This is a genomic window from Aminobacter carboxidus, assembly GCF_014863355.1.
Lineage (GTDB): Bacteria > Pseudomonadota > Alphaproteobacteria > Rhizobiales > Rhizobiaceae > Aminobacter > Aminobacter carboxidus.
Genome location: NZ_JACZEP010000001.1, coordinates 1147935 through 1162954 on the forward strand (window position 1 = coordinate 1147935; position 15020 = coordinate 1162954).

Consider the following 15020-nt stretch of genomic DNA (forward strand, 5'->3'; position numbering starts at 1 on the left):
GCTTCGTGACGCCGAATATGCAATAGCGCGGGAGCGCGGGCCACAGCATTTGCGCGGTCGATTTCAGGAGTGCCTTTGCCATGACCAGTTTTGCCGAAAGGGTTTCGCTGGCAGCCGCGGCGGTGAGGCAACTGTTTCCCGAAACACCGCTGCAGGAGAACGACTATCTCTCGCGCAAGACTGGCGCGCGCGTGCTGTTGAAGCGCGAAGACCTGACGCCGGTGCGCTCTTACAAGATTCGCGGCGCGTTGAACTTCTTTCGCAAGACCCTTGCCGCCGGCAACGAGGCGGAGTTGTTCGTTTGCGCTTCGGCCGGCAACCACGCCCAGGGTTTTGCCTTCGTCTGCCGGCATTTCGGCAAGAAGGGCGTGGTGTTCATGCCGGTGACGACGCCGCAGCAGAAGATCGACAAGACCAGGCTGTTCGGCGGCGAGTTCGTCGAGATCAAGCTTGTCGGCGACTTCTTCGACGATTGCTATCGCGCCGCGCTGGAGTTCGCCGAAAGCTCCGGCGGCCACATGGTGCCGCCCTTCGACCACAAGGACATCATCGAGGGCCAGGCGACGGTCGCCCTTGAGATTATGGCGCAGATGCCGAATGGACGCATGCCCGACATCGTGCTTTTGCCGGTCGGCGGCGGTGGACTGTCTGCCGGTGTGACGCGCTACTTTGCCGAAACTGGCGGCACACCGCGTTTCGTCTTCTGCGAGCCGGCTGGCGCGCCCAGCCTGCGCGACAGCCTCGCCACCGGCAAGCGCGTGAAGCTCGCCAAGGTCGACAATTTCGTCGATGGCGCGGCCGTCGCCGAGATCGGCCGCGAACCGCTGCGCCTGCTCAAGGATTTCGCCGCCGACACGGTCAGGCTGGTGCCGGAAAACCGGCTCTGCGCCACGATGATCGAGATGCTCAATGTCGAGGGCGTGGTGCTGGAACCTGCCGGCGCGCTGGCGATCGACGCGCTCAAGGATTTTTCCAGGAAAGAGCTCAAGGGCAAGACCGTGGTCGCGGTGGTCTCGGGCGGCAATTTCGACTTCGAGCGGCTGCCCGACGTCAAGGAGCGCGCGCTGCGCTTCGAGGGCTTGAAAAAGTACTTCATCATTCGGTTTCCCCAGCGGCCGGGCGCGTTGCGCGATTTCCTCGAACTTATGGGCCCCGACGACGACATCACCCGCTTCGAGTATCTCAAGAAGTCGGCGCGCAACTTCGGCTCGGTGCTGATCGGCATCGAGACCAAGGACCGGCGCAACTTCGATCTGCTCAAGGCGCGCTTCGATGTCGAGGGCGTGCAGTACCAGGACATTACCGACAACGAGACGTTGGGCGGCTTCATCATATGAGCGTGTTCGTTGCGCTGTTTTCCGGCATCAATGTCGGTGGCAATCGCATCGTCAAGATGGCTGAACTGAGGGCGTTCTTCGACGAACTCGGCTTTGCCGATATCGCAAGCTACATCCAGAGCGGCAATGTGGTGTTCAAGGCTGAGGCTGCCGGCGTTCGTGCTCTGACTGAGCGGATCGAGCCTGGGTTCGAAAAGCGCTGGGGTTTTCGCTCGCGCATCATGGTGCGCGATCTCGGCTGGATCGAGGCGCTGGTGGCCAACAATCCCTATCCTGATATGGCCGGCGATCCGACCAAGCTGCATGCGAGCGCCCTGGAGCGCGCGCCGACGTCAGAAGAAGTCGCGAGGCTTGCCGAGCGTTGCACCGGGCCCGAACGCTTCGTGGTCAAGGGCGATGTGCTTTACCTCCACACGCCCGACGGCCTGGGCAAATCGAAATTCGCCGAAATCCTGCCGCGCACCCTCAAGGTACCTGGCACGATGCGCAACTGGCGCACCGTGCTGACTTTGCTGGAGATGGCCCAGAAGGCCTGACGGCTTTTCGCCCCCAGTGCGTCGAGCTTGCCGAAACCGGTCCTTGCTTCGGGCCGAAGCGGTTACCAGCTGCCGGTGTTCGGCATCGACAGCCAGGGTTCCGCCGGCGCCTTGCGCTCGCCCTTTTGCAAGAGCTCGATCGAAATGCCGTCGGGCGACTTGATGAAGGCCATGTTGCCGTCGCGCGGCGGACGGTTGATGGTGACACCCTTGTTCATCAGGTCCTGGCAGGCGGCGTAGATGTCGTCGACCTCATAGGCGAGGTGGCCGAAATTGCGGCCGCCCTGATAGTCTTCCGTATCCCAGTTGAAGGTCAGTTCGAGCAGCGGCGCCTGCGACGAAGCCCCCGTGCCTTCATCCTCCGAGGCGGCAAGGAAGATCAGCGTGTAGCGACCCTTCTCGTTGGTGGAACGACGGACCTCCTTCATGCCGAACTTGTTGCAATAGAAATCCAGTGAGGCGTCGATGTCTTTGACGCGGACCATGGTGTGCAGATAGCGCATCGCTGTTCCTTGGGTTGGGGTTCGGGCGATACATAGGGCGGGGCCGCCATGCTCGGCAACCTTGGCGTCGCGTTTTCCGGGGAACTGGTGCGAAGCTTGTGTCTATCCGGGGGGCAAGTCGAAAAATGGCCGGTCGGCCCTTGCGTAAGTCCAGAACGGAAGTGTTAATCTTATATCAAGAATCAGTAATGGCGTTTGCAAGGAAAGGGGGCGTTCTGATGGGGGAAAAGGCCTCTCTCGCGGTGCAGAACGGCACTGGCCGTGACGCTTTCGAGCTCGATGACAACACTGACGGCGTCGGTCTGGTCGAGCTTGCAGGCGCCATCAAATGGTTCGATGTGGCCAAGGGCTACGGCTTCATTCTCCCCGACGGTGGTGTTGGAAGCGACGTGCTGCTGCACGTGACCTGCCTGCGCCGCGACGGCTTCCAGACGGCACTGGAAGGTGCCCGCGTGGTTTGCCTGGTCAAGCAGGGCGACCGCGGCCTGCAGGCCTTCCGCGTGCTCTCCATCGACAATTCGACCGCCGTGCATCCCGCTGAAATGCAGGAGCAACGCACCCATGTCTCGGTTGCGCCCGAAAGCGGGCTTGAGCGCGCGCTGGTCAAGTGGTTCAACCGCACCAAGGGTTTTGGCTTCCTGACGCGCGGCGAAGGCACCGAGGACATTTTTGTCCACATGGAAACGCTACGCCGCTTCGGCGTCACCGAGCTCCGGCCGGGACAGGTGGTGCTGGTTCGGTTCGGCAAGGGCGACAAAGGCCTTATGGCTGCCGAAATTCACCCCGATCTAGGGACCTTGCCGGTTTCGCACTAGGTTTCAGGTGAAGCCGGCCTGCAAATGGCGGCTTTCTGCGCTTCCGGTGCTGACGGACTCAATGTCCGCTCCGCTTCGGTTCTCGAAATCCACCATTTTCGGATCGGCCTGACCACAAACGCGAACGCGCCCCGAAGATGGATTTGATGACTACACGTAAATCATTGATAGCCGGAGCGCTCGGTGCTGCAATGCTTGCGGCGCCGGCTTTTGTCGTTTCGCTTGCCCTGACCGGCCCTGCTGTCGCTCAGCAGGCGATGGCGCTGCCGGTCGATGCCGAGCCGCTGATCGCCGTCACCGCCAAGGGCGACGTGCCTTTCCGCATCGAGATCGCCGACGAACCGGGCGAACGCTCGATGGGGCTGATGTTCCGCAAGGATCTCGCCGACGACCAGGGCATGCTGTTCGTGTTCGAGCAGACCCAGCCGGTCGGCTTCTGGATGAAGAACACGCCGCTGCCGCTCGATCTGGTCTTTGTCGGTCCCGACGGCAAGGTGCTGGACGTTTTGCCGGGCACGCCGTTTTCCGAAGCCGTCATCGCGCCTGACGAACCGGCGCGCTTCGTGCTCGAACTCAAGGCTGGAACGGCAGCCAGGATCGGCATGGCCGACGGCGTCATGCTCAGGCATCGCGCGATCGCCGCGGTTGCCGGCAATCCAGGCTGAGGCGAGATCTCGGCCAAAGACTTCGGAGCGACGATGGCACTCGATCATTTTTCCCATGAAGGTTTCGACCTGGCATTCCTGGACTTGCCGCCGGTGGGCGCGGGCAGTGGCGAGCCGGTCCTGATGATCCACGGCTTTGCCTCCAGCCACTTCGTCAACTGGGTGTCGCCGGGCTGGTTCAAGACGCTGACCGAGGCGGGATACCGCGCCATCGCCTTCGACCATCGCGGCCATGGCGGCTCGACCAAGAGCTACAACGAGGCCGATTACACACCGAGCAAGATGGCCGCTGATGCGGTAGCCCTGCTCGATCATCTCGGCATCGAGCGTGCCCATGTCATGGGCTATTCGATGGGCGCGCGTGTCTCGGCATTCATGGCGCTGGAAGCTCCCGAGCGCGTGGCGACACTGGTGTTCGGCGGCCTTGGCATCGGCATGGTCGATGGTGTCGGTGACTGGGACCCGATCGCCGCCGCACTGCTGGCCGAGGATCCCGCTGTCATCACGCAGCCGCGGGCCAAGATGTTCCGCGCCTTTGCCGACCAGACGCGCAGTGACAGACGAGCGCTCGCCGCCTGCATCTCGACCTCTCGCGAACTGGTGACCGACAACGACGTCAGGCGGATCATGCAACCGGTCCTGGTTGCCGTCGGCACCAGGGACGACATTGCCGGCTCGCCGCACGAACTTGCCCGGCTGCTGCCGCATGGCGAGAGCTTCGACATCGAAGGGCGCGACCACATGCTGGCGGTCGGCGACCGGACGTTCAAGAAGCGGATGCTGGAGTTTTTGGCCGCGCATCCGATCTGAGCGTCAGCCGCTCAGCTTTGCCAGTGACCGTTCCATGTTCGCTCGGGCCCGGGCTTCGAAGCGAGCGATGAAAATGTCGGTGTGGAAGATGCGTGGCCGGGCAAGGAAATTGCGCAGCACGGCGCCGCGTCCGGCGCGCCAGTCGGCGTCGCTGACCCAGCCATATTCGCGCCTGACGGCATCTTCGTAGGCGTCGAAGGTTTCCGCAGGGGCGCCGAGGATCGACAGGTCCATGTCGAGCAACAGGGCGGTGTCATTCCTCGCTGTCGCGTCGTCGAAGTCAGGTACCTGGTGGGTGGCGGTCGCCTCGATCATCTTGACGATGCGGGCGAGGCGTGGGGCGTCGACATGGCCGTGGAGCCTTTCGGCGGCAAGCGCGGCGCTTAGCGCCTCGTTGTCCTTGCGCCGGCTGTCATAGATCGCGTCATGGAACCAGATGACGGCCTCGACTGCCTCGCGATCGGCGAATTGGGCGTGATACTCCGCCAGCAATCCCAGCAGCGCCTCGATGTGACGGATGCCGTGATAGTGGCGGTCGTCGGCTCGGTAGAGAGCGGTCAGTTCCGCCTTGGTGGCGTCATCCAGAAGAGACATGTCACTGGCCCTTGAAAACGGGTGTGCGCCGGCCGGCAAAGGCGGCGCGGCCCTCGGCATAGTCGTCGCTGAAGAAGGTGGCGTCACCGGCGGTCTGGGCAAGGGCGATTTCGCCAGCGTCGTAGCTTAATGCCGCGCGGATCGCCGCCTTTGAGGCGCGCACTGAGAGCGGCGCGTTGTCGGCGATTGTGCGGGCGGTCTCGTCGATGCGGGTGTCGAAACGCGCGGGTTCGACGATTTCGAGCAGGAAACCGGCTGCAAGTGCAGCCGGCGCATCGATGCGACCTGCGGTGTAGGTGAGGTAGCGTGCCATTTGGGGACCGGCGGCCCAGACGATGTCGCCCATCGCATCTTGCGGATAGGCAAGGCCAAGACGCGCGGCAGGCACGGCGAACTGTGCATCAGAGGTGGCAATGCGCAGGTCGCAGGCTGCTGCCAGGCCAAAACCGCCGCCGAAGCAGATGCCGCGGATCGCTGCCATCACCGGGATGGCGCAGTTGCGCAAGGACGCGAAGGCTGCCGAATTGGTCGCCTCGTAGGCACGTGCGCTGTCGGCATCGCCGCGTAGCGTGTCGAACTCGGAGATGTCGGCGCCGGCGGAAAAATCCTGGCCCGTGCCGCGCAGAACGATGACGCGGACGCCGGGCTCGGATGACAGCCGAAGCACATGGCTGGCCAACTCCACCCACATGGCCTGGGTGATGGCGTTCTTGCGCGCCGGCCGGTTGATGGTGATCGTGGCTACGCCATCGGCCGTTGTGACCAGCAAAGGTTCAGTTTCCATGGCGCCTTGAATTTCCGCAAACCAAATCCACTTGATCGAGCACTAAGGAAAATTGAGTTCAATCGTGCTAACATCTGGCTTATATGTCCCGCGCGGGATTGCACAAGCCGGCAGTGAACGGAGACCGTCGATGAACACCATATCCGCAGCGCGCCCAAGCTCGGTGAAGCCGGTCGATCCGATCTGGCGATCGGTGCGCGACGAGGCGACGGACGCGGTGGCCGGCGACCCGCTGCTTGCGGCGTTCCTTTACGCCACGATCCTGAACCAGGACACGCTTGAAGAAGCGGTGATCCATCGCCTGGCCGAGCGGCTGGCGCATCAGGATCTCGGCGCCGACCTCATTCGCCAGACATTTTACGCGATGCTCGAAGACAGGCCGGACTGGAGCGACACCGTGCGCACCGACATCCAGGCCTATTACGACCGTGATCCCGCCTGCGACCGGTATCTGATGCCGGTGCTGTACTTCAAGGGCTTCCACGCCATCCAGACGCATCGCCTGGCGCATTGGCTGTGGAACCGTGGCCGCAAGGATTTCGCGCTCTACCTGCAGAGCCGCTCGTCCTCGGTGTTCCAGACCGACATCAACCCGGCCGCGCGTATGGGTAAGGGCATATTTATCGACCATGCCACGGGGCTTGTCGTCGGTGAAACCGCCGTCATCGAAGACGACGTCTCGATCCTGCATGGCGTGACGCTCGGCGGCACCGGCAAGGCCGGCGGCGACCGCCATCCCAAGATCCGCTACGGCGTGTTGATCGGCGCCGGCGCCAAGATCCTCGGCAATATCGAGGTTGGCCATTGCTCGAAGATCGCCGCCGGTTCGGTAGTGCTGTCGCCTGTGCCGCACAACAAGACGGTCGCCGGTGTTCCGGCGCGCGTCGTCGGCGAAACCGGCTGCGACCGCCCATCGAGCCAGATGGACCAGTTGCTGCCGTCGCAGACGATGGATCACGTCGTCAGCTTCGATATCTGAGGTTGGGTGCCAGCGCCCCTGACGGGCACCACGTGCGATTTGCACCGGGGTAAAAGCCAAGCCTCGCCTTTACAGCGCCATGGTTGGCGTGTCAGAAGCGCGTCTCTTAACGACAAGCCGGAGAAGCCAGTTGAAGCCGGAAGAAATCCGAAAACTCGACGCTTATTTCAAGCGCCAGTTCCAGAACCCCAACCTTCAGGTCAAGGCACGTCCGCGCAAGGACGACTCGGCTGAAGTCTATATCGGCGACGAATTCCTCGGCATCGTTTTCAAGGACGAGGACGACGGTGACTACAATTTCTCGATGGCGATCCTCGACGTCGACCTGGCCTGATCTATCGGTCGGCCCTTGCGCCGCGCGGCGAACTTCGCGCGGCTGCTATTTGATGTGCAGCATGGCATTCGCCTTGGCGATAACCGCCCGGTCCAGCGCACGCCACTCTCCCAGAAGTTCCCGTGGAAATCTGTAGGTCAGGCTCAAATCCTTGCCGACGAAGACGTCGCGCTCGCAAGGCGCGAGCGATTCTTCTGCTTCTGTGCCGCTGAGGCAGCGGGCGACAAAAGGCTGCTCGCCGCTGCGCGAGGCGACAGCAAGCACCTCGTTGAGATAGCCCGAATTTTCCGTGAAGCCGAACAGCGTCATGCCGTCGGGGCCGGGCACGCCCGGCTTGACAGTCAGTTCGCTGTAGATCGGCGCAAGGCGGCCGCTCATGTCGCGCGTCATCATGCGTGGTTCGAGACTGAGGAAGACGATGCGTTTGTCGCCTTCGAGATTGTTGAATGCCGGCCGCGCCGCCTCGCTGTAGCCGTCCATCTCGGGCCAGCGCAGATAGAGGTCGAGGCGCCCGGCAATGCCGTCGCGGCGGGCTTTTTCGAAACGGATCATGTTGGCCGGGGCGGAAACCACGTCGTTGCCGATGACGATTTCGCGCGTTGCGACGTCATCGGTATAGCCGGCCATGGCAATGGTGTGGCCGAACCAGCGGCCGCCGAGGCTGATCGCCACCGAGAGTATGGCAAACACGGCAAAACCGTAGAAGACCTTCATCATCAGCGCCGAATCGACGACGTCGAAACCGGAACTTTCGGTCGCCTCTTGCTTCATGAGATGTCTCCAGGACAGCCGGGGCTCGCAATTGCGTTCGAGCATCGGACTTCGCAGCGTTGGTAGCGTTTGCTCCGTGCCTTCAGGAGCCCGATATCTGACCGACATTGCGTGTGCATGGTTAATGGCTCGTTAAGGCTGTGCTGCGCGCTTGCCTTGTGGCGATGCCCTCCATAGTTTGCGCGCGCAAAAGAAGAGGATTTTATGATGCCGCTTTACGCTCTCGACGGGGTCGAGCCGCAGTTCGAGGACCGCGCCAGCAGTTGGATCGCACCGGATGCCGCGGTTGTCGGCGATGTCAGGATCGGGCGCGACGTCGGCATCTGGTTTGGTTCCGCCATCCGCGGCGATCGCGAACCGATCACCATCGGTGCCCGCAGCAATGTCCAGGAGCACACGGTGATGCACACCGATCCAGGTTTTCCGCTCACAATCGGCGACGGCTGCACCATCGGTCACAGGGCGATCCTGCATGGCTGCAGCGTCGGCGACAATTCGCTGATCGGCATGGGCGCAATCGTGCTCAATGGCGCGAAGATCGGCAAGAACTGCCTTGTGGGTGCCGGAGCGCTGGTGACCGAAGGCAAGGAATTTCCCGATAACTCTCTGATTGTCGGATCGCCCGCCAAGGTCATCCGTACGCTCGACGATGCCGCGGCTGACCGGTTGCGCAAGTCGGCGGACGACTATGTCGCCAACCAGCGGCGCTTTAGCGCCGGCCTCAAGCCGATTGCGGATTGACACCAAGGCTTCCGCCAGAAAAGGCGGAGCCGGCCCGGGGATGGGCCGGCTCCTAGACCCGGTCGTTGGGGACGGGGAGGGTGGGGACGCGACCGGGTTTCTCACCAGCGCATGACCCCAGAAAACCGATACCGATTTTCGAAAGGGCCATGCACCGATTTCAAGTGCTGCTGCCTTCGCGCGCGCCCCGATGGGCGCGCTCGGCGCTGCAGCTCCTAGCGAACCGACGCCACCGCGTCGGCGCGGCCGTCGTTGATCGCAATCCAGACGCCCGAATTCCGCTCCGACTGGCGCTTGAGATAGGTGTATTCGGTCTCGTCCCAGGCCAGGACCCGCGTGTCGAGGTTGTCGAGGATGTATTCGCCGAGGCTGGTGCGCACGGTCAGCACCGCATGGCCGTCGCCATTGGGCTGACGAACAACCGTGATCAGCAGGTTGCCGGCGGGAACGCCCAATTCCATCAGCTTGCGGCGCTTTTCCAGCACATAGTCCTCGCAGTCGCCGGCGCCGGTGTCAGGATAGGACCAGACTTCTTCCTGGCCCCACATTTCCATGTCGGTGCGCGGCGCGACGTCGGTGTTGACCTTGTCGTTGATGGCGATCATCGCCTTCCACAGGCTGCGGGTCAGCTCGACCGGCTTGTTGCTGGCGGTCTTTTCGCTGCACTCGATCGGCGAGCGCTTGCACAGTTCATAGTGGCCGACCGGCTGGGTGGTGCGGCCGTTGGTCTGCATGATGGCAGGTGTCGCCATGGCGGCGCTCACGGTGCCTGCCTGAATTGTCGTGGCCAGAAGCAGCAGCCATCCCCGACGCATGTTCATTTTGTTGTCTCCCCGTTCGAGGTGACAATGACAGGCCCGGATTTATTTGACGCAAAGCTGCGAAGTAGATGTTGAGTAAAAACAAAAGAGAACTCGCGTAAACAAAGAATAGAATAAGAATAAAATTTTCGCAAAATTTGATTGCAATTTTATCGAATTGGCTGTGGTTGCCGTCGTGGGCGTCTGTTTGCGGGTGAGCGCGAGGCAATGGGGGCGGCGCGGCCGCCGGATAAGTACTTGGCAAAGGCGGAACGGATCGGTGCTCTCAGGATTCGTTGCCGGATGCGCTGTTGTGGCGTTTGATCGACACTGACAAGGCCGGCAGGGCAATGAAGGCGAGATGCAGCTTTGCGCTGGCTGTTGCTTGGGCTTGGCCAAAAAATACTTGTCCACAGGCCGAAAAAGAGCACGTTGCACTGTATGGACCCAAAGGCCGAGCCGCGGATGTGTCATAGGCCTAGCGGCCCAGCTTTCACCTGTGCTGGAATGGAACACCTGCTGGCAGTTGTGCCGTCTTGTTCCGGTGTGCTGGTGCGCCGCGGTGGAGGCTAAAGCTGCACCGTCAGAGCGTCGTAGTGGTGCTAACGGCATCGAACCGTGGCTCCGGCCCCAGGTGAGCAGGGCCAAAGCAAACAGCCTGACCTTCGGCGAAGGTCAGGCTGTACCTTTTGGTGAAACGTTGGAGGCTGTCAGGTGCGCGGGCGGTTGAACTCGGTATCGAGCGATTCCGGGCGCTGGATGACGGCGAATTCGATGGCGACGCCATCTTCGAAATGACGCACGACCTGGCCGCGCATGGTGCCGAGCGTAACCTGGACGCCGATCGCCGGCTTGACCTCGATTTCAAGCGCGGCCCCTGAAAGCGATAGGTCGATGATGCGGCAGGGATACTGCCTGCCATCCATGAGCTGCAGGGCGCTGATCGGGTTGCGCGGCGCGACGCGTTCGTGGCGACGATCTTCCGGCAGGTCGAGTTCGTGCTTGTTGGCAAGCCAGGTCAGCTGTGCTGCCAGCTTGTCCTTCTTGCGGTCGGACGCAATTACGGTCATGGCGAAGCCATCCGGCAAGGTGCGGGTGACGACGCCTTCGACACGGCCGATATGGTCGATATAGGCGATGACCTTTTCGCCAGGCGCACCTGAGCGGTCGGTGCGGAAGGCAACGTTGCCAGGTGACATGTCGACGACCTGTCCGGCATGCTCGGTGCGATCCTCGAGCATGAACCGGCCATAGATCTTCACGCGAACGCGCTGGAAGTTGCGCCGCTCCGCCTGTGACGGCGCGTAGTCAATCGCCGCTGGCCTCATGTTACCCTCATATCTGCAAACTCCCGCCGAACCGCATCGGGGAGCTATTGCGGGAAACTACCGCCAAAGAGGTTAACAAAACGCCTTGCAGCGGGCCTTGCGAGCGGCCCGACTGTGCTATTCTTCGCGTCCGCCTTCAAGAACGAACAGATGGCGTATCCGGCGCGCGCCATCGAGCGGGCTCGGTTCGCCCGAAAGGGAGCTGTCGCTTGGTGCGAGCGACGGTACCGTGACCGCCGGGCGGTTCCTGAGGAACATCGGCTCGAGATCGGGATCGACGACACGCACGCTTTCGATCGAGGCGTCGGTGAGCGGGTCGGAACCGAGCCAGAACGGCCGGTCGACACTCGACAAAACGCCCAGGCTGCGCGGGTTCTCGACGCCGCCGTCGAGCGGCAGCAGCAGCATCTCGAAGGTCGTCGCGCGCAGGCTCGACGTGAAGCCTTCGAAGTTGATCACCACCACCGATTTCTGCTGGAACACACCATAGGCAAGGCGGGCCATCAGCCGCTGGTCCTTCTGGCGCCACAGCGAGGGGAACGAAAACCCCTTGAGCTCGCGGCCGAAAGTGGCGCACAGCCGGGTGCCGGCGAGGCGAAAGACCGCTTCGCCGCGGGCGTCGCGCTCGAGGATGAAAGTGTCTGCAAGCAGGGCCTTGATCTCGGCCGGCTCGACTTCCGTACGTTTGGGCGCGGGTCGGCCGTCGCGAAGGCGGTTCCAATATTGGAACAGTGCCAGCGATCCTTTCTGTTTCATATTGCTCCGCTCCGAGCGTTTCTGTGCCTGATGTGCCATCTCTGGACAGAATCGCTTCATTCTTGAGGACTACATGAGGCGCGGAGCAGGACGCGTGCCAGTCTTGGTAACAGTTGTTAACGGGTCGGATACGTTAAGGTTAACAAAGGGTTTACGTTGCTGCGTCAGGGCATACGTGGCACGTTCAATTCACTCCATGAAGTGGCCGCGCAGGCGCGGTCGGCAGCACTTCAGTCAAGAGTCAATTTGGGGACGGGCAGGGGGGCTCGACCAGCCGTCCAGGGGCAACCCTGGGCGGCTTTCTTTTTTGCGCTTTGGGCCGGGCTGTTCTAGATGGGACGAGGCTGGCGAACGCCGGACCCGAACCCGGATCGGAAGTGCATGAGCGAGCCAGCGAGCCCCACCGACAATACGGACGAAATTGTTGACGCGGTGCCCGAGCGCCGTGAGCCGATGTTCAACCTGCCCGGCATTGTCATCGCGATCGTTGGCGCCTGCGTGGCGATCCATCTCAGCCGCGTCTACATTCTGAGCCCCGACCAGGATTTTGCCCTGCTGGTCCGCACGGCTTTCATTCCGGTTCGCTATTCGGGGCAATACGCGCTGGAAATCTGGGCGTTCACCAGCCCGCTGACCTATGCCTTCCTGCATGGCGGTTTCGCTCACCTGATCATCAACATGGTGTGGCTTGCAGCCTTTGGTTCGCCGCTTGCCAATCGTCTTGGAAACATCCGCTTCTCGGCGTTCTTCGCCGTTACGACGCTGGCGGCAGTGGCGTTGCATTATGTGCTGCATTCCAATGACGCAGCACCGCTGGTCGGCGCTTCGGGTGCGATTTCAGGAATGATGGGGGCTGCGGCGCGCTTCAGCTTCCAGGTCGACCGTTCGCAAGGCAAGCCGGCCTTCGCAGGGGCGCCGCTGCCGATCCGTGATGTCTTCCGCTCACGCACGGCGCTGACGTTCCTGGGCGTGTGGATGGTGATCAACCTGGTCACCGGGCTCGTCGGACTTACCCCGGGCGACGACAGCCAGATCGCTTGGGAAGCCCATATCGGCGGCTTTCTGGCAGGCTTCCTGGGCATCAGGTTTTTCGACCGCAGACGCGAATTCGCCTGAGTGCGTTTTACTTGAAATGCGGCCCAATGCAGCGCACCATGCAGTTGGCCCGGTGGGCCGGCGTGGAGTGATTTGACTGATCGACAGCAGCAGGAGGCCACAATGACTGTGAAGGCAATTCTCGAGAAGAAGGGCCATGACGTTTTTACCATTGGGCCCAATGTACATCTGTCGGAAGCGGTTCGGATTCTTGCCGAACATCGTATCGGTGCCCTCGTCGTGACCAATGGCGACCGCAAGATCGTCGGCATCCTGTCCGAGCGCGACGTCGTTCGCATCATCGGCAAGGAAGGTGGTGCCGCCCTTGAAAAGGCGGTGCGCGACGTGATGACCCCCAAGGTCAAGATCTGCAACGAAAACCACACGGTCAACCAGGTCATGGAGATCATGACCGTCGGTCGCTTCCGCCACCTGCCGGTCGAGCGCGACGGCTATCTCTACGGCATCGTGTCCATCGGCGACGTCGTCAAGCGCCGCATCGAAGACGTCGAGCGCGAGGCCGAGGAAATCAAGGCTTACATCGCTACGGCCTGAGCTTATGCGCATTCGAGCGCCGTGCCGCTTTTTGGGAAGCACGGCGCTCAAGCGCAGGTTCGGCTATCTGTTGTCGAGTTCCGGGCGAACCAGTTTCAAGCCTACCCTGGTGATGCGGTAAGGCCCGCCTTGCGACGAGGCGACAGCCTTCTTTCGCTTCAGCTTCCGGAACAGTGCGAGATCGAAGCCGGGATAGCGCCAACCCTCGCGGGTGAGGCAGATCACGTCCTCGATCCTGTCGTTGTCGTCTTTTTCGATTTCGATGCGCCCGCCTTGGGCGAGCAGATGCAGGATGCGCTGCTCTATGCGCGATATGTCCATTTTGGAATGAGTCCTGGAAAACCTGGCTGCGGCAGCAGGCGCTGAAGCAGCCAAAACAAAAAATCCGCCGCCACGATTGCTCGCGGCACGGGGTTTCAGGTTTTCACGCCCCGCCTTCCCAGGAAGGTCGGGGCTTTAGCGGGACTCAGCCAAGTTAAACATCCACACTCCATCGGGATGGGTCTGAGATAGCGGGCAACCCGGCGAAATGCCAGCCCGCAGCGGCAAATGCTGGCGCGCGTTGCATGGCGGTCACACCGCCACGCCCCCAAGGTCCGCAACAAAACTTAACATTACTTCATACAGGCCGCGGTCTCGAACTGGGATGGGTGGTGTCGCCGGGTTCGCTGCCTGGTGGGCGGGGGCGCTCACATCTCACGGCTTTGGAGTGCACATGTTCACGAAAATGGGTTCTGCAACGATTTCCTTCAGGACATCGTTGGTTGCCTTGGCTTTCGGCTTTTGGGGATGTTCCGGCGCGCTTGCCGCGGATACGACGTCGGAAGAGCTGACCGCCGTACCTGATCCCAGCCGCTTCGGCCGCATCGGCGAGAAGCTGGCGGAGTGGCATGTGGTTGCCGGTGGCGGCGCGCTGATCCAGCCTGAATATGAAGGATCCGACAAGTTCAAGGTCACGCCGGTGCCATTCGTCTCGGCGACGCTGTTCGACACGCTGACCATCGATCCCACCGGCGCGACCCTTGCTGTCTTCGAGCGTGACGCCTTCGCGCTCATCGCGCGGCTTGGCTATGAGCTGGGCAGGCAGGAGGACGACTCCGATCATCTCAGAGGCATGGGCGATATCGATTTTGGCGCCACCATTGGTGCAAAAGCCGCCGTCGAACTCGGTCCGGTCGAGCTTTTCGCGCAGCTCGACAAGACGATCGGCGGCAGTGAAGGCCTCGTCGGCAGGGTTGGGCTCGAGGTGACGCAGCCGGTTTCGGAACGGCTCATTCTTGGCGCTTCGGCATCAGCTGTGGTTGCCGACGAGAACCACATGCAGGCCTATTTTGGCGTCAGCGCCGAACAGGCAACGCGTTCGGGGCTTAAGCGCTTCGATGCCGGTGCTGGTTTGAAGCGTGCCGATTTCTCGCTTTCCGCAACCTATAGTATCAATCAGAACTGGATCGTGCGCGGCGAAGCGCAGCTTGGTGTGCTGGTGGGGGATGCTGCGGACAGTCCGGTGGTCATGGAAAAGCTTCAGCCTGCAGCGATGCTGCTGGTCGGCTATAAATTCTAGCACAAGATAACCTTTCAGCGGGATCGCGATGTCCGATATTGGGTCCAGTCCTGGTT

At 62.0% G+C, this 15020-nt stretch carries 19 protein-coding genes; 11 read left to right on the plus strand and 8 right to left on the minus strand.

Annotated elements, in window-relative coordinates; all coding sequences use genetic code 11:
* Positions 1-80 precede the first annotated feature (80 nt).
* Positions 81-1337, plus strand: a complete 1257-nt coding sequence (ilvA, locus tag IHE39_RS05375; protein WP_192565744.1) for a threonine ammonia-lyase IlvA — start codon at positions 81-83, stop codon at positions 1335-1337.
* Complete coding sequence (locus IHE39_RS05380; protein ID WP_192565745.1) at positions 1334-1873, plus strand: DUF1697 domain-containing protein; 540 nt, start codon at positions 1334-1336, stop codon at positions 1871-1873. The genes ilvA and IHE39_RS05380 overlap by 4 nt, the downstream gene beginning before the upstream one ends.
* Before the next feature lie 62 nt (positions 1874-1935).
* On the opposite strand, the gene gloA is transcribed toward IHE39_RS05380, so the two are convergent.
* A complete protein-coding gene (gene gloA, locus IHE39_RS05385) occupies positions 1936-2376 on the minus strand; it encodes a lactoylglutathione lyase (RefSeq protein WP_184769034.1) in 441 nt (146 codons plus the stop codon).
* A 218-nt stretch (positions 2377-2594) separates the two neighbouring features.
* On the opposite strand from gloA, the gene IHE39_RS05390 reads away from it, so the two are divergent.
* The 3 genes from IHE39_RS05390 to IHE39_RS05400 all read left to right on the plus strand — a co-directional run bounded on the left by IHE39_RS05390 (position 2595) and on the right by IHE39_RS05400 (position 4666).
* Positions 2595-3191 carry a cold-shock protein gene (locus IHE39_RS05390; protein WP_184769035.1) on the plus strand — a complete coding sequence of 199 codons (597 nt, stop codon included), beginning with the start codon at positions 2595-2597 and terminating at the stop codon, positions 3189-3191.
* Between the two features lie 146 nt (positions 3192-3337).
* Positions 3338-3856: a DUF192 domain-containing protein gene (locus IHE39_RS05395; protein ID WP_192565746.1), complete on the plus strand. Its 519-nt coding sequence runs from the start codon at positions 3338-3340 to the stop codon at positions 3854-3856.
* A 33-nt stretch (positions 3857-3889) separates the two neighbouring features.
* Positions 3890-4666, plus strand: a complete 777-nt coding sequence (locus IHE39_RS05400) for an alpha/beta fold hydrolase (protein WP_192565747.1) — start codon at positions 3890-3892, stop codon at positions 4664-4666.
* A gap of 3 nt (positions 4667-4669) precedes the next feature.
* Here IHE39_RS05400 and IHE39_RS05405 read toward each other — a convergent pair whose 3' ends face one another.
* Together IHE39_RS05405 and IHE39_RS05410 are read right to left on the minus strand one after the other, a co-directional pair.
* The gene (locus tag IHE39_RS05405) at positions 4670-5260 is read right to left on the minus strand and encodes an HD domain-containing protein (protein ID WP_192565748.1); all 591 of its coding nucleotides are present in this window, start codon (positions 5258-5260) and stop codon (positions 4670-4672) included.
* A 1-nt stretch (position 5261) separates the two neighbouring features.
* On the minus strand, positions 5262-6044 hold the full coding sequence (locus tag IHE39_RS05410) for an enoyl-CoA hydratase-related protein (protein WP_192565749.1): 783 nt from the start codon (positions 6042-6044) through the stop codon (positions 5262-5264).
* A 130-nt stretch (positions 6045-6174) separates the two neighbouring features.
* Between IHE39_RS05410 and cysE the strand changes: the two genes are divergently transcribed.
* Together cysE and IHE39_RS05420 are read left to right on the plus strand one after the other, a co-directional pair.
* A complete protein-coding gene (cysE, locus tag IHE39_RS05415) occupies positions 6175-7023 on the plus strand; it encodes a serine O-acetyltransferase (RefSeq protein ID WP_192565750.1) in 849 nt (282 codons plus the stop codon).
* Between the two features lie 130 nt (positions 7024-7153).
* Entirely contained in the window at positions 7154-7357 is a 204-nt protein-coding gene (locus IHE39_RS05420) for a DUF3126 family protein (RefSeq protein ID WP_115732280.1), read from the plus strand.
* A 45-nt stretch (positions 7358-7402) separates the two neighbouring features.
* Here the strand turns inward: IHE39_RS05420 and IHE39_RS05425 are convergent, their stop codons facing one another.
* On the minus strand, positions 7403-8128 hold the full coding sequence (locus IHE39_RS05425) for a hypothetical protein (RefSeq protein ID WP_192565751.1): 726 nt from the start codon (positions 8126-8128) through the stop codon (positions 7403-7405).
* A gap of 207 nt (positions 8129-8335) precedes the next feature.
* On the opposite strand from IHE39_RS05425, the gene IHE39_RS05430 reads away from it, so the two are divergent.
* Complete coding sequence (locus IHE39_RS05430) at positions 8336-8869, plus strand: gamma carbonic anhydrase family protein (RefSeq protein ID WP_192566060.1); 534 nt, start codon at positions 8336-8338, stop codon at positions 8867-8869.
* Between the two features lie 215 nt (positions 8870-9084).
* Here the strand turns inward: IHE39_RS05430 and IHE39_RS05435 are convergent, their stop codons facing one another.
* The 3 genes from IHE39_RS05435 to IHE39_RS05445 form a co-directional block, all read right to left on the minus strand.
* Complete coding sequence (locus IHE39_RS05435) at positions 9085-9690, minus strand: transglutaminase-like cysteine peptidase (RefSeq protein WP_192565752.1); 606 nt, start codon at positions 9688-9690, stop codon at positions 9085-9087.
* Between the two features lie 689 nt (positions 9691-10379).
* Positions 10380-10997 carry a PilZ domain-containing protein gene (locus tag IHE39_RS05440; RefSeq protein ID WP_184769043.1) on the minus strand — a complete coding sequence of 206 codons (618 nt, stop codon included), beginning with the start codon at positions 10995-10997 and terminating at the stop codon, positions 10380-10382.
* A 117-nt stretch (positions 10998-11114) separates the two neighbouring features.
* Positions 11115-11753, minus strand: coding sequence for a PAS domain-containing protein (locus IHE39_RS05445; protein WP_192565753.1), 639 nt, complete (start codon positions 11751-11753; stop codon positions 11115-11117).
* Between the two features lie 381 nt (positions 11754-12134).
* Between IHE39_RS05445 and IHE39_RS05450 the strand changes: the two genes are divergently transcribed.
* Both IHE39_RS05450 and IHE39_RS05455 read left to right on the plus strand, forming a co-directional pair.
* Entirely contained in the window at positions 12135-12869 is a 735-nt protein-coding gene (locus tag IHE39_RS05450) for a rhomboid family intramembrane serine protease (protein WP_192565754.1), read from the plus strand.
* Between the two features lie 102 nt (positions 12870-12971).
* Positions 12972-13403 (plus strand): CBS domain-containing protein, encoded by a 432-nt coding sequence (locus tag IHE39_RS05455; protein ID WP_184769046.1) that lies wholly within the window; start codon positions 12972-12974, stop codon positions 13401-13403.
* Between the two features lie 63 nt (positions 13404-13466).
* Here IHE39_RS05455 and IHE39_RS05460 read toward each other — a convergent pair whose 3' ends face one another.
* On the minus strand, positions 13467-13724 hold the full coding sequence (locus IHE39_RS05460) for a YjhX family toxin (protein WP_192565755.1): 258 nt from the start codon (positions 13722-13724) through the stop codon (positions 13467-13469).
* Positions 13725-14118: 394 nt separating this feature from the next.
* Here IHE39_RS05460 and IHE39_RS05465 point away from each other — a divergent pair, with 394 nt between their 5' ends.
* Positions 14119-14964 (plus strand): MipA/OmpV family protein, encoded by an 846-nt coding sequence (locus IHE39_RS05465; RefSeq protein ID WP_192565756.1) that lies wholly within the window; start codon positions 14119-14121, stop codon positions 14962-14964.
* The last annotated feature ends 56 nt before the right edge of the window (positions 14965-15020 follow it).

What these genes read in the sequence shown, in the direction of transcription:
- cysE (WP_192565750.1), top strand. Translation starts at nt 6,175, where the DNA reads ATGAACACCATATCCGCAGCGCGCCCAAGCTCGGTGAAGCCGGTCGAT.
- IHE39_RS05425 (WP_192565751.1), bottom strand. Translation starts at nt 8,128, where the DNA reads ATGAAGCAAGAGGCGACCGAAAGTTCCGGTTTCGACGTCGTCGATTCG.
- IHE39_RS05390 (WP_184769035.1), top strand. Translation starts at nt 2,595, where the DNA reads ATGGGGGAAAAGGCCTCTCTCGCGGTGCAGAACGGCACTGGCCGTGAC.
- IHE39_RS05405 (WP_192565748.1), bottom strand. Translation starts at nt 5,260, where the DNA reads ATGTCTCTTCTGGATGACGCCACCAAGGCGGAACTGACCGCTCTCTAC.
- IHE39_RS05450 (WP_192565754.1), top strand. Translation starts at nt 12,135, where the DNA reads ATGAGCGAGCCAGCGAGCCCCACCGACAATACGGACGAAATTGTTGAC.
- IHE39_RS05400 (WP_192565747.1), top strand. Translation starts at nt 3,890, where the DNA reads ATGGCACTCGATCATTTTTCCCATGAAGGTTTCGACCTGGCATTCCTG.
- IHE39_RS05430 (WP_192566060.1), top strand. Translation starts at nt 8,336, where the DNA reads ATGCCGCTTTACGCTCTCGACGGGGTCGAGCCGCAGTTCGAGGACCGC.
- IHE39_RS05465 (WP_192565756.1), top strand. Translation starts at nt 14,119, where the DNA reads ATGTTCACGAAAATGGGTTCTGCAACGATTTCCTTCAGGACATCGTTG.
- IHE39_RS05395 (WP_192565746.1), top strand. Translation starts at nt 3,338, where the DNA reads ATGACTACACGTAAATCATTGATAGCCGGAGCGCTCGGTGCTGCAATG.
- IHE39_RS05455 (WP_184769046.1), top strand. Translation starts at nt 12,972, where the DNA reads ATGACTGTGAAGGCAATTCTCGAGAAGAAGGGCCATGACGTTTTTACC.
- IHE39_RS05440 (WP_184769043.1), bottom strand. Translation starts at nt 10,997, where the DNA reads ATGAGGCCAGCGGCGATTGACTACGCGCCGTCACAGGCGGAGCGGCGC.
- gloA (WP_184769034.1), bottom strand. Translation starts at nt 2,376, where the DNA reads ATGCGCTATCTGCACACCATGGTCCGCGTCAAAGACATCGACGCCTCA.
- IHE39_RS05380 (WP_192565745.1), top strand. Translation starts at nt 1,334, where the DNA reads ATGAGCGTGTTCGTTGCGCTGTTTTCCGGCATCAATGTCGGTGGCAAT.
- IHE39_RS05460 (WP_192565755.1), bottom strand. Translation starts at nt 13,724, where the DNA reads ATGGACATATCGCGCATAGAGCAGCGCATCCTGCATCTGCTCGCCCAA.
- IHE39_RS05435 (WP_192565752.1), bottom strand. Translation starts at nt 9,690, where the DNA reads ATGAACATGCGTCGGGGATGGCTGCTGCTTCTGGCCACGACAATTCAG.
- IHE39_RS05445 (WP_192565753.1), bottom strand. Translation starts at nt 11,753, where the DNA reads ATGAAACAGAAAGGATCGCTGGCACTGTTCCAATATTGGAACCGCCTT.
- ilvA (WP_192565744.1), top strand. Translation starts at nt 81, where the DNA reads ATGACCAGTTTTGCCGAAAGGGTTTCGCTGGCAGCCGCGGCGGTGAGG.
- IHE39_RS05410 (WP_192565749.1), bottom strand. Translation starts at nt 6,044, where the DNA reads ATGGAAACTGAACCTTTGCTGGTCACAACGGCCGATGGCGTAGCCACG.